Genomic DNA, 11,503 nt, shown 5'->3' with positions numbered 1-11,503 from the left:
GGCTGCTGCGAGGCGCTCGCAGCGGCAAAAATGGATGGAATAGGCAGAAAAATTGCCCGGATTCTGAACGGCTGCCGTTTTTGAAAGCGTCTATGGCTCGGCTGTCGAAACATAGTGGCCTACTTCAGACCATCCTTAGGTGATGTGCGCATTTACAAAGGGGTCAAGAGCGAGGGGGTTTTATCTGGCCAGTACCTGAAAATGTTCAATACCCCAGAGGTTTTGGGGCAAGGATATTTTGTCAGTGGCGCAGGAGATCTGGACGGCGATGGCCTGATGGATACTGTGCTGGGCGGATACGGGGCATTCGGACAAAACGGAGCATCCAGTATTTCATTTGGCGGCAAAAAGATTGGCGCCGAAAACACGCTAAAAGACTTCCAGTTTGGTGCGTCGGTCCAAGGCGTCAATAGCTATGACGCCTTCTACAGCGGTGGGCAATACGTATCGGCTGCGGGCGACTTCTTCGGTGAAGGTAGCCGGAGCATCGTCACGGCTCGGGGTATTACCATCGGTAATACCGATCGCGGACGCATCAGCAAAACGGCAGACTTTGAATGGGTGACAGGAAAAGACGCCCGTGAGATTAACCAGGTTCAGTCCGTCGCCGGGGTGGGTGATACCAATGGCGATGGCTATTCCGATGTGGTGGTGAACGATGGCACTAACTTGTTCGTCGTGTACGGTGGGCGTCGAGAAGAGTTCAGCAAGTACGGTGGCAAGATTGTCCTGGAAGACAAGTGGCTGAAGGAAAACAACCGTGGCTACATGATTGATGCGTCCAAAGCGCCAGGTGCACAGCCGACCAAATACGGCGATGTCCGGGCCATTGGTGATGTCAATGGTGATGGGCTGATGGACTTTGCCTATACCACTTACGGCAACGCGGGGACGGGGGCCGCGAATCAGGCTGGCAGTTATGGCAGTTATCAGAACACCTACATCATTTATGGCAAGGCGGATAACGACAACATTGACATGGCAAACTTTACCTCCAAGCAAGGTATCGTAGTGCCAAAAAAACAAACGGATGGTGCATCGGTTGCCGGCCGTCTGGATATCAACGGTGACGGTTTGCCGGACGTGTATGTAGGTTCGTATCAGTCTAACGGCAAGTTATACCTGGGCGGTGCGTCCCTGGGGGCGGAGGCTTCCATTAAGGTGGACAGCGCCACAGGCCTCGCGCTGGGTGATGCGGGCAGTAACTTTATTCAAGGGTCGGCGGGTAACGACACGATCTATGGCAAGGGCGGCGCCGATATTATTTATGCCGGCGCCGGCGATGACTTGATCGTGCTCAATAAAGACAACCTGTCTTATCTGCTTCAAGGCTTCCAAAAAGAAGCCGGTACCCAGGGGCGGCTGGCCCGCGTCGATGGCGGCGCGGGTATCGATACACTGGCCTTTGAAAAGGATGTGTCTGAGCTTGATCTCACTAAGATCGCCACAACGGGGCTTGGAACGATCAAGACCGGTGTCGGGCTTTCGCGCCTCGCCAATATCGAGTGCCTGGACTTAAACGGTGGCACTAACATGAAGTTGACGATTGATTTGAAACATGTGATGGACATGACCTCGGGTCTTAACATGTTTAACAAGAGCAACTTCAGTTCGGGCCTGGATGAAGCCGTGTCGCGTAACCAGGTGGTCATTAAAGGCAGCGCAGACAACGTGGTCGAGGTAAAGGGTAAAGGTGACTGGAAAACGGAAAGTTCAGGGACCGTTTACTCTCAAGGCCACGCTTACAACGTCTACAACAGTGTGGGCGACCACCAGGGGCAGTTGCTGATCGAGCAAACAGTCAATGTGAACTGGGTGTAACGATTTGGTGTAATTGACTCGCCACGTGAGAGGAGGCGACTTGGGCATTGCTCAAGTCGTCTCTTTCGTCTTCAAAAGGATTTTTATAAATGAAACATCAAATGAAATATGCATATTTATTATGCGTTTTACTATTGGTCGGGTGCAGTCTTTCACCACGCCAACCCCCCACTCCTGCTGTGCAGGAAGGACTGGAAAAGCCGTCTGACACCCAACTGAAACTGGATGACTACACCTCGCTTATGTTGGACAAGCTGCTTCGTCACCCTTTAAAAAGTCCGAATTCGGACGCGGGCGAACTGATCGGTGCAATCTCCGGGCAGTTTCTGGGTACGCCCTACGAGGCCCACAGGCTTCGCGGGTCAAAATATATACCGGAAGAGTTGGTCATCGACTTCAGAGGATTGGACTGTTTTACCTATCTGGATTACGTCGAAGCGTTAAGAGTCTCCTCTTCGCGAAGCAGCTTCATCGCTCATTTAATCAAAACCCGTTATTTCAATGGCCAGATCGACTTTCTCAAGCGCAAGCATTTCTTTACCGACTGGGCCCAACAGGAGGGCGGGCAAGTGGCAACTGATATCACGGCGCACCTTGGCGGCGAGCCTGTTCGTGTGGAAAAAAATCTTAATGAAAAAGCCGACGGTGGGCATTATCTGCCTGGCTTGCCGGTGGTAAAACGCGAAGTTATTTATATACCAGCGGATCAGGTCAATGAGCAGTTCGTCAGTCGTTTGAGAACCGGGGACCTCATCGGCCTCTACACCCCCCTCGCAGGGCTGGATGTAACACATGTCGGGTTTTTTATCTTGACGGATAAAGGTCCGGTTCTACGCAATGCCTCATCCCGGAAAAACGTAAACCAGGTCATCGATTATCCCTTCATCGAATACGTGGCCAAGACACCGGGTATCGTGGTGCTTCGGGTGAAAGCCCGCTAGACGCTCATGAGGTCGAGGCATCTGTAGCGTGCGTTGCGCTTATTGATCATTAAACTGTCAGTTTCGGTCATTGAGCGTGCATCAACGGGCTTTTAGTCTGTGGGACATAAACCGATGGGCGGCCGCTTGAGTCGCTCACGTCCCGTGATGATCCGTTGTGGAGCTGTACCATGACCGCTGCTGCCTACCCACACCTGCTGGCCCCGTTGGACCTGGGTTTTACCACCTTGCGCAACCGCACCCTGATGGGGTCGATGCACACCGGCCTTGAAGAAAAACCCAACGGTTTTGAACGCATGGCCGCCTACTTTGCCGAGCGCGCCCGGGGCGGGGTTGGCCTGATGGTCACCGGTGGCATTGCCCCCAACGATGAAGGCGGCGTGTATTCCGGCGCGGCCAAGCTGACCACCGAGCAAGAGGCGCAGCAACACAAGGTCGTCACCCAGGCGGTGCACGAAGCGGGCGGCAAGATCTGCATGCAGATCCTCCACGCCGGCCGTTATGCCTACAGCCCCAAGCAGGTCGCCCCCAGCGCGATCCAGGCGCCGATCAACCCGTTCAAGCCCAAGGAGCTGGACGAGGACGGTATCGAGAAGCAGATCAGCGATTTTGTCACCTGCTCGCGCCTGGCCCAGGTGGCCGAGTATGACGGCGTGGAAATCATGGGCTCCGAAGGCTATTTCATTAACCAGTTCCTGGCCGCCCACACCAACCATCGCACCGACCGTTGGGGCGGCGCCTACGAGAACCGCATGCGCCTGCCGGTGGAAATCGTGCGCCGGGTGCGTGAAGCGGTGGGCCCGAATTTCATCATCATTTTCCGTCTGTCGATGCTCGACCTCGTCGAGGGCGGCAGCACCTGGGAAGAAATCGTGCAACTGGCCAAGGCCATCGAGAAGGCCGGCGCGACCCTGATCAACACCGGCATCGGCTGGCACGAAGCACGCATCCCGACCATTGCCACCAAGGTGCCGCGCGGCGCGTTCAGTAAGGTCACGGCCAAGCTGCGGGGCGCGGTGCAGATCCCGCTGGTCACCACCAACCGCATCAACACCCCGCAAGTGGCCGAGCAAATCCTGGCGCAAGGCGATGCGGACATGGTGTCCATGGCCCGCCCGTTTCTGGCCGACCCGGACTTCGTCAACAAGGCCGCCGAAGGCCGCGCCGATGAAATCAACACCTGCATTGGCTGCAACCAGGCGTGTCTGGACCACACCTTTGGCGGCAAGCTCACCACCTGCCTGGTCAACCCGCGTGCGTGCTACGAAACCGAGCTCAATTACCTGCCGGTCACGCAGCTGAAAAAGATCGCGGTAGTGGGGGCCGGCCCCGCAGGCCTGGCCGCTGCAAGCTTTGCCGCCGAGCGCGGGCACCAGGTGACGCTGTTCGATTCGGCCAGCGAAATCGGCGGCCAGTTCAATGTGGCCAAGCGTGTGCCGGGTAAAGAAGAGTTCTATGAAACCCTGCGTTACTTCAAGCGCAAATTGCAGACCACTCACGTCGAGCTGTGCCTGAACACCCGTGTGGGCGTGGAGCAACTGGTGGCCGGTGGTTACGACGAGATCATCCTGGCCACCGGCATTGTGCCGCGCACCCCGGCGATTCCGGGTGTGGAACACGCCAAGGTCCTCAGCTACCTGGATGTGTTGCTGCAACGCAAGCCGGTGGGCCAGCGGGTGGCGGTGATCGGTGCCGGCGGGATCGGTTTTGATGTGTCGGAGTTTTTGGTGCACCAAGGCACCGCCACCAGCCTGGACCGTGACGCCTTCTGGAAAGAGTGGGGCATCGACACCCAACTGCAAGCGCGTGGCGGCGTGGCCGGGATCAAGCCTGAGCCCCATGCGCCCGCCCGTGAAGTGTTCCTGTTGCAGCGCAAGGCCTCCAAGGTTGGCGACGGCCTGGGCAAGACCACCGGCTGGATCCACCGCACGGGGCTCAAGAACAAACAGGTACAGATGCTCAACAGTGTCGAGTACCTGAAGATCGACGACGCCGGCTTGCACATCCGCATCGGCGCCGAGGGCGAACCGCAGGTGCTGGCGGTGGACAATGTGGTGATCTGCGCCGGTCAGGACCCGTTGCGCGAATTGCAGGCGGCCCTGGTCGCTGCGGGGCAGAACGTGCACCTGATCGGCGGCGCGGATGTGGCCGCCGAGCTGGACGCCAAGCGGGCGATCAACCAAGGCTCGCGCCTGGCGGCCGAGTTGTAAGCCCCGCCAAGGGGCGGTGTTAAACTGCCGCCCCTTTTTTAGGCAGAACCGCCCTGATGGGTCCTTTCGATTGGCTCCCCGACGCCCCGCTTGAACCGCTGCACCTGGACTGGCTGGCCGGTGTGGAACTGGCCGTGCTGCGCCTGGACCGTATCGACCCGCTGATCAGTGGTAACAAATGGTTCAAGCTCACCGGGCACCTGGCCCAGGCACAGGCGGCAGGCGCCACAGGCCTCATCAGCCTGGGCGGCGCTTACTCCAACCACTTGCATGCACTGGCGGCGGCGGGAAAACGGTTTGGTTTCCCCACTGTCGGGTTGCTGCGTGGCCATGCCCAAGACACCCCCACCGTGCTGGACTTGAAAGCCTTTGGCATGCAGCTGCACTGGCTGGGTTACGGCGGCTACCGGGACCGCAACGCGCCGGGTTTTTGGGCGCCGTGGCGTGAGCAGTATCCGGGCTTGCACCCCGTGCCCGAGGGCGGCGGCGGGCCGGAGGGCGCCGCGGGGTGCGCGGTGTTGGTGAGCCAGGTGCGCAAACAACTCCACGCCCTGGGCTGGACGGATTACCACGCCTGGTGGCTGGCCGCTGGCACCGGCACCACCGTGGCAGGGCTGGTCATGGCCGAGGCGGGGGAGCACCCGGTGTACGGTGCGTTGGCGGTGCCCGCAGGCCATGTACAGATGCCGGTGCACGAGGGGTACGAAATGATCGACGCCTGCCGGGGCGGCTTTGCCAAGGTCGACCCGTTGCTGTTGACGTTCATCGAGCAAACCGAACAGGCCTGCGGTCTGCCGCTGGAGCCGCTGTACACCGGCAAGGCGTTGCTGGCATTAAAACAGCAGATCGAGGCGGGCCGCCTGCGCCCGGGCACCCGGCTGATCTTCGTTCACACGGGCGGCTTGCAGGGGCGGCGCGGTTTTTGAGGCCATCACCGGCCAGCCCCTTCCCACCGGTGTGGGCGGTCAGTGGCCTTGCGGCATTTCACCGCGTGCCAGGCGGGCGTTGATGTCGGCCAGCACGTCCGGCAGGTCGCTCAGGGTGTCGATTGTGTAGTGCGGGCGCGAGCCTTCAAAGAGGGCGCGGATCCGGCGGCGCTCGCTGGCCAGCGTGTGCGGCGCCAGGGCGCGAAACTGCTCGAAGGTCAGCCCCAGTGCATTGCCGGAGCACAGCAGCGCCACCGTCCACATCCCGGCGCGGCGGCCTTCGAGAATGCCGGGCACGGTGTCGTCGACCTTGACGCAGGCCGCCACATCGTCGATGCCGAGTGCGATCACATTGGCCAGTGCTTGCGCAGGCCAAGGGCGGCCATTGGGCACCTCGTCGGTGGCCACCACGTGGTCGGCGACATAGCCGTTGCGGGCGGCCAGCTCCACCACTTTGTCCATCACGGGCTTGGGGTAGCCGGAGCAGGAGCCGATCTTGAGGCCTTGCTGGCGCAGCCCGGCGATGGTGGCCAGGGCGCCGGGAATCAGCGCCGAGTGTTCGGCGATTTTTTCGATTTGCAGCGGCATGAAGCGCTGGTAAATGGCGGTGACGTCCGCGTCGGTGGGCGTGCGGCCAAAGGCCTGGCGATAGCGCTCGGCCACCTGCGGCTGGTTGCACAGGGTGCGGATGTGGTCCCACTTGCCCATGCCCATCGGGCCACGGGCTTCTTCGATGGACACCTGCACGCCGAATTCGGCGAAGGCCTCGACAAAAATCTGCGTGGGGGCAAAAGAGCCGAAGTCGACCACGGTGCCAGCCCAGTCGAGGATAACGGCCTGGAGTGTGCTCGGTTGCTGATAGTGCATGGCGTACGTCCTGGAGAGAAGAGGTTAACGGTCGAACACTTCCATGGCTTGCAGCGCGTGGCCGATGGCGGCGACGGCGGCTTGCATGCCTTGCGCGGTGACATCACCGATGCAGCCCACGCGAAAGGTGTCTACCTGGGTCAACTTGCCGGGGTAGAGGATGAACCCCTGGGCCTTGACCCGTTCATAGAACGCCTTGAAGTCGTATCGCGGGTGCTTGGGGGCGTGAAACGTGACGATGATCGGCGCCTGGACCGCGGCCGGCAGAAAACTGTGCACGCCCAGCGCGGCCATGCCTTGCAGCAGCGCCCGGCAGTTATCGGCATAACGCCGGTGGCGTGCGGGCAAGCCACCTTGTTCGTGGTATTGCAACAGCGCCTCGTGCAACGCCGCCACGACGTGGGTGGGCGGCGTAAAACGCCATTGGCCGGTGGCGGTCATGTAGCGGTGCTGGTCAAACAGGTCCAGGGCCAGGGAGTGGCTGTTGCCCTCGGCGGCGGCCAGTGCCTGTTTTTCGGCGAAGACAAAGCCCATGCCCGGCACCCCTTCCAGGCATTTGCCCGAGGCGGCGATGAGGGCGTCGAAGGGCACTTCGCGGGCGTCGATCGCCAGCGCGCCAAACGAACTCATCGCATCGATGATCAGGCGTTTGCCGTGACGCGCGACGACTTGGGCGATCTCGGCCAGCGGGTTGAGCAGGCCGGTGCCGGTTTCGCAGTGAATCAGCGAGACGTGGGTCAGCGCAGGGTCGGCGCGCAGCAGGCGGTCGACGTCGGCGGCCGTGGTGGGTTGGTCTTCGGCAGTTTCAAAGGTGTTGAATGCGCGGCCCAACACCTGGCAAATCTTCGCCAAGCGTTTGCCGTAGGCGCCGTTGATCAGCACCAGCACCTTGCCGTCACGCGGTACAAGCGTGCCGATGGCCGCTTCCACGGCAAAGGTGCCGCTGCCCTGCAAGGGCACGCAGTGATGGGTGGCGGCACCGTGGATGATGGCCAGCAATTGCTCGCAGACGCTGGCAGTGAGCTGGTTGAAGTCGTCGTCCCAGGAACCCCGGTCGACCAGCATGGCCTGGCGGGTACGGGCGGAGGTGGTCAGCGGACCGGGGGTCAACAGGATAGGCGGGGTCATGCGCAGGGCCTCGTAAACATTCACATCTAGCGACGGCGCCTAAAGTGCAGTTTGGCTTGTCATCAATCAAATTGTTTGTTGTTATGCCAGTCATCAGTGAGGCCGATAAATGAACCTTTTCCAGTTGCGTGCATTCGATGCCGTCGCCCGTGAGGGCAGTTTTACCCGGGCCGCCGAGCGGCTGTTCATCAGCCAGCCGGCGGTGACCGGGCATATCAAGGCGTTGGAGGAGCATTACCAGATCCCCTTGTTGCGCCGCACCGCCCGCCGCGTGGAATTGACAGAAGAAGGCACCAAACTGGCAGCCATCACCCGCGCCATTTTCGGGCTGGTGGAAGAGGCGCAGACCCTGCTGGAAGCCAACCGCCAATTGCTCACCGGGCGCCTGGAAGTGGCGGCAGACGGCCCGCACCTGGTCATGCCGATGCTGGCCAAGTTGCGCGAGCGCTACCCCGGCATCACCGTGAACCTGCGCCTGGGCAACGCTCAGGAAACCCTCGCTGCGCTGTTGTCCGACCGCGCCGACGTGGCGGTGCTGACACAGGTAGAGACGAGCAAAGGCCTGCACCTCAAGCCCCTGATCGAGTCGCGCATCTGCGCCCTGGTGCCCGACGGGCACCCTTGGCTTGCGCAGCCGGACGGCATACAGCTTGCGCAACTGGACCAGGTGATCATGGTGTTGCGCGAGCCCGACTCCATTACCCGCCGCACGTTCGACCGCGCCTGCGTTCGCGCCGGTGTGCAGCCTAAAGTGCTGCTGGAGCTGGACAGCCGTGAGGCGGTCACCGAGGCCGTTGCCGCCCAGTTGGGCGTGGGCGTGGTGTCGTCGATGGAGATCAGCCGCGATCCGCGGGTGCATGCGCTCCCGATCCACGGCCAGGGCCTGACTAACCGCCACCTGCTGGGGTGCATGGCGCGGCGCCGGGAGTTGCGGCTGATCCAGGCGTTTTTCGAGCTGGCGCCCTGACGGTTTTTTGGTGGATTACCGCGTTTTTGCCCTATAAACTCTGCCCCCAAAGCGCCAGCCAGTAGACGTTTGGGCGCGATGGACGAGAAGAGAGTGAGTCATGGGCGCACAGTGGAAAGTCAAACATAAAGAAGCGGCAGCCAATGCCAAGGGCAAGATCTTCGGCAAGCTGGTGAAAGAAATCACCATCGCCGCCCGCAACGGCGCCGACATCGCCACCAACGCCCACCTGCGTCTGGTGGTGGAGCAGGCCAAGAAAGCCTCGATGCCCAAGGAAACCCTGGACCGCGCCATCAAGAAAGGCGCCGGCCTGCTGGGCGAAACCGTGCAGTACCACCGCGTGACCTACGAGGGTTTTGCGCCGCACCAGGTGCCGCTGATCGTCGAGTGCCTGACCGATAACATCAACCGGACCGTGGCGGAAATCCGCGTGGCATTCCGCAAGGGCCAACTGGGCGCTTCGGGCTCCGTGGCCTGGGACTTCAACCATGTGGGCATGATCGAAGCGTCGCCGGACACCCCGGACGCCGACCCGGAAATGGCCGCGATTGAAGCCGGTGCACAGGATTTTGAAGCGGCCGAAGAGGGCGCCACCCTGTTCATCACCGAAACCACCGACCTCGACGCCGTGCAAAAAGCACTGCCGGATCAAGGCTTTACCGTGTTGTCGGCAAAGCTTGGCTACATCGCCAAAAACCCGGTGGGCGGCCTGAGCGATGAGCAGATGGCAGAAGTCGAGGCGTTCCTGGAAGGCCTGGACAACCACGACGATGTGCAGGATATGTTTGTCGGCCTCGCGGGCTGATTGCTGAGCAGCACTGCCTGTGGGAACCGCAAAGGTGCCCACAGGTAAGCGTTAGCGGAACGCTGCGACCCTGGCGGATGCCTCGTTCATGGTCCGCACCGCGTTTGCTTTTCCTTCGATACCCAGGGGCTCTCCGTCTGGCGTATAGCGGTCTGGATTGGAGTAAAACAAGTCCCAGGCAAAGCCCATGACGGTTTTCCCTTTCAAGCCCTGGTTGTAGGAATCACTTTCGCCACTGTGGGCAACGCCCATGAGATGGGCCAGCTCATGCCGGACCACGTAGGTCGAATCCATTATGGACGTGGCGATCATGGTGCTTTTGTGCGCGCCCAAATGCGCCAGGCCGACTATGTCTGCGGCGACGCGATTGGTCAGGTAATACAGCCCGTCCGCCTTGTAGGTTTCCAGCATTGCCTGAGCCTTGGGGTGCTCCTGCAGTTCTTTCAACGGCACGCTCAACTCGTCCCAGTGTTCTTTATCTTCCAGTTCTTTGACCGCGACCGCCCTATAGAAAAAGTTGGCGCCGGAGTTGAGCAGAGCGGTATTGGTATCTGACATCGCCTTGCTGACGTACTGCTTGATGGCAGGCAATCCTTTTTCTTTGGCCAGTTTGTCACTGTAAGTAAACAGGATATCGATGGTGACGGTTTCGCGGGTCCATCGCTGGTCTTTATCGACTGTGAACGTAATGACTTCTTCGGGTTTTACAGACGCTTGCAGGGCGCCCGCGTTAATGGTGACCGGCGTGTTCGACCGCGAAACAACCACGATTTTGCTGCCGGGCGGTTGATTGCTTGGAAAGGTCAGTGGTTGCGTGGGTGAGTGTGCATCCACGTGTACAAACGTCATTGGCTTGCTTAAAGCGGGTACTGCTCCGTTGTGCAAGTTCTGGGCGGTGTAGACGGTTTGCGGTGAACGGATCATCTCCCACTTTTTATGCTTTGCCAGGTACTTGAAGATATAGGTTTCACCCTTGTCCAAGGTCATCGCGCTTGAGTTGTTTATGTTGGCGGTGTCTACCCGCACCGACTGCGGCGCGGCCGAGCTCAGGGTAACAAGGTCGTTGTCATTGGCGATGTCGGGCAGCTTCACCGCAGCGGTCTTGCTGGTGTCGGGAAGCAGGATTTCAGTTTTGGCCCCGGTGAGGTTCAACTGCTCCAAGGCTGCCGGAGCAGGGGGAGCAGGCTTGATCGGTTCGGGTCGTACAGGGGGTTGAGGTTTTACGGGCGGCTCAGGTATTACAGGCTTCGCCTTTATCACCGACTCTGCCTGCGCGTTGACCGGTTTCCAGGCTTGATCGACTTCAGAGTACCGGTACATCCGCGTCTCCCGTCGACCGAGCATGGAGGCGCCTTCTATTCTCACCTCTTTGCTCGCCGAGGATTCGATGATGATCAGGTCATTGTCCCGGGCTTTTTTGGGCAGGCTGATGCTGGGCGTCCAGTTGCTATCGCTCATGCAATAAAACGTGACAGGGGGCGGCGAATCGGGAATGACGGCCCCCACCCTGAATGGAGAAAGGTAACTGACATGTTTGCCGCCAATAAACCACTTTTTATGGTGTTCGCTAAATATAAAGGAGTAGTTGCCCTCTTCAGGCAGTGGCGTACCCGGCGGTAAGTTTGTTCTTGAAATATCCTGTGGCGAAAGTGCCATCTCGGGAAAAGAAACGTCAATCCGTTCATGGTTTTTAGCCGTGGCTGAAATAACACTGGTATTTGTTTCATTCAGCGGGGCAGGCACGACCTGAAAAAGTTTGCGTTCGGCAGGAGTATAGGTTGGATGTAACGATTGAGAGGATTGGGGAATCATGCGCAGTCCTTGTATGGTAAACCAGC

General features: G+C 59.9%; 9 protein-coding genes. 6 read left to right on the top strand and 3 right to left on the bottom strand.

Going from position 1 to position 11,503, the window contains the following annotated elements:
- Positions 1 to 114 precede the first annotated feature (114 nt).
- The 4 genes from ACW9H9_RS01935 to ACW9H9_RS01920 all read left to right on the top strand — a co-directional run bounded on the left by ACW9H9_RS01935 (position 115) and on the right by ACW9H9_RS01920 (position 5,898).
- Positions 115 to 1,821: a hypothetical protein gene (locus ACW9H9_RS01935; protein WP_457341317.1), complete on the top strand. Its 1,707-nt coding sequence runs from the start codon at positions 115 to 117 to the stop codon at positions 1,819 to 1,821.
- A gap of 89 nt (positions 1,822 to 1,910) precedes the next feature.
- The gene (locus ACW9H9_RS01930) at positions 1,911 to 2,762 is read left to right on the top strand and encodes a DUF1460 domain-containing protein (protein WP_457341316.1); all 852 of its coding nucleotides are present in this window, start codon (positions 1,911 to 1,913) and stop codon (positions 2,760 to 2,762) included.
- A 170-nt stretch (positions 2,763 to 2,932) separates the two neighbouring features.
- On the top strand, positions 2,933 to 4,972 hold the full coding sequence (locus ACW9H9_RS01925) for an oxidoreductase (RefSeq protein ID WP_457341315.1): 2,040 nt from the start codon (positions 2,933 to 2,935) through the stop codon (positions 4,970 to 4,972).
- A 56-nt stretch (positions 4,973 to 5,028) separates the two neighbouring features.
- Positions 5,029 to 5,898: a 1-aminocyclopropane-1-carboxylate deaminase/D-cysteine desulfhydrase gene (locus tag ACW9H9_RS01920; RefSeq protein ID WP_457341314.1), complete on the top strand. Its 870-nt coding sequence runs from the start codon at positions 5,029 to 5,031 to the stop codon at positions 5,896 to 5,898.
- Positions 5,899 to 5,937: 39 nt separating this feature from the next.
- On the opposite strand, the gene phnX is transcribed toward ACW9H9_RS01920, so the two are convergent.
- Both phnX and ACW9H9_RS01910 read right to left on the bottom strand, forming a co-directional pair.
- The gene (gene phnX, locus ACW9H9_RS01915; protein ID WP_457341313.1) at positions 5,938 to 6,765 is read right to left on the bottom strand and encodes a phosphonoacetaldehyde hydrolase; all 828 of its coding nucleotides are present in this window, start codon (positions 6,763 to 6,765) and stop codon (positions 5,938 to 5,940) included.
- A 24-nt stretch (positions 6,766 to 6,789) separates the two neighbouring features.
- Positions 6,790 to 7,893 (bottom strand): 2-aminoethylphosphonate--pyruvate transaminase, encoded by a 1,104-nt coding sequence (locus ACW9H9_RS01910; protein WP_457341312.1) that lies wholly within the window; start codon positions 7,891 to 7,893, stop codon positions 6,790 to 6,792.
- A gap of 109 nt (positions 7,894 to 8,002) precedes the next feature.
- Between ACW9H9_RS01910 and ACW9H9_RS01905 the strand changes: the two genes are divergently transcribed.
- Together ACW9H9_RS01905 and ACW9H9_RS01900 are read left to right on the top strand one after the other, a co-directional pair.
- On the top strand, positions 8,003 to 8,860 hold the full coding sequence (locus ACW9H9_RS01905) for a LysR substrate-binding domain-containing protein (RefSeq protein ID WP_457341311.1): 858 nt from the start codon (positions 8,003 to 8,005) through the stop codon (positions 8,858 to 8,860).
- Between the two features lie 100 nt (positions 8,861 to 8,960).
- Positions 8,961 to 9,665 (top strand): YebC/PmpR family DNA-binding transcriptional regulator, encoded by a 705-nt coding sequence (locus tag ACW9H9_RS01900; RefSeq protein ID WP_457341310.1) that lies wholly within the window; start codon positions 8,961 to 8,963, stop codon positions 9,663 to 9,665.
- A 51-nt stretch (positions 9,666 to 9,716) separates the two neighbouring features.
- Here the strand turns inward: ACW9H9_RS01900 and ACW9H9_RS01895 are convergent, their stop codons facing one another.
- Positions 9,717 to 11,477 (bottom strand): hypothetical protein, encoded by a 1,761-nt coding sequence (locus ACW9H9_RS01895; protein WP_457341309.1) that lies wholly within the window; start codon positions 11,475 to 11,477, stop codon positions 9,717 to 9,719.
- Between the last annotated feature and the right edge of the window lie 26 nt (positions 11,478 to 11,503).

Source organism: Pseudomonas sp. SDO5215_S409, assembly GCF_054071325.1.
The sequence above is the reverse complement of the archived record's forward strand: the minus strand, read 5'-3'. Positions and strand labels throughout refer to the sequence as shown.

Bases quoted from the DNA above. Each gene is read 5' to 3' on its own strand.
- phnX (WP_457341313.1), bottom strand. From the start codon at position 6,765: ATGCACTATCAGCAACCGAGCACACTCCAGGCCGTTATCCTCGACTGG.
- ACW9H9_RS01905 (WP_457341311.1), top strand. From the start codon at position 8,003: ATGAACCTTTTCCAGTTGCGTGCATTCGATGCCGTCGCCCGTGAGGGC.
- ACW9H9_RS01910 (WP_457341312.1), bottom strand. From the start codon at position 7,893: ATGACCCCGCCTATCCTGTTGACCCCCGGTCCGCTGACCACCTCCGCC.
- ACW9H9_RS01930 (WP_457341316.1), top strand. From the start codon at position 1,911: ATGAAACATCAAATGAAATATGCATATTTATTATGCGTTTTACTATTG.
- ACW9H9_RS01895 (WP_457341309.1), bottom strand. From the start codon at position 11,477: ATGATTCCCCAATCCTCTCAATCGTTACATCCAACCTATACTCCTGCC.
- ACW9H9_RS01925 (WP_457341315.1), top strand. From the start codon at position 2,933: ATGACCGCTGCTGCCTACCCACACCTGCTGGCCCCGTTGGACCTGGGT.
- ACW9H9_RS01900 (WP_457341310.1), top strand. From the start codon at position 8,961: ATGGGCGCACAGTGGAAAGTCAAACATAAAGAAGCGGCAGCCAATGCC.
- ACW9H9_RS01920 (WP_457341314.1), top strand. From the start codon at position 5,029: ATGGGTCCTTTCGATTGGCTCCCCGACGCCCCGCTTGAACCGCTGCAC.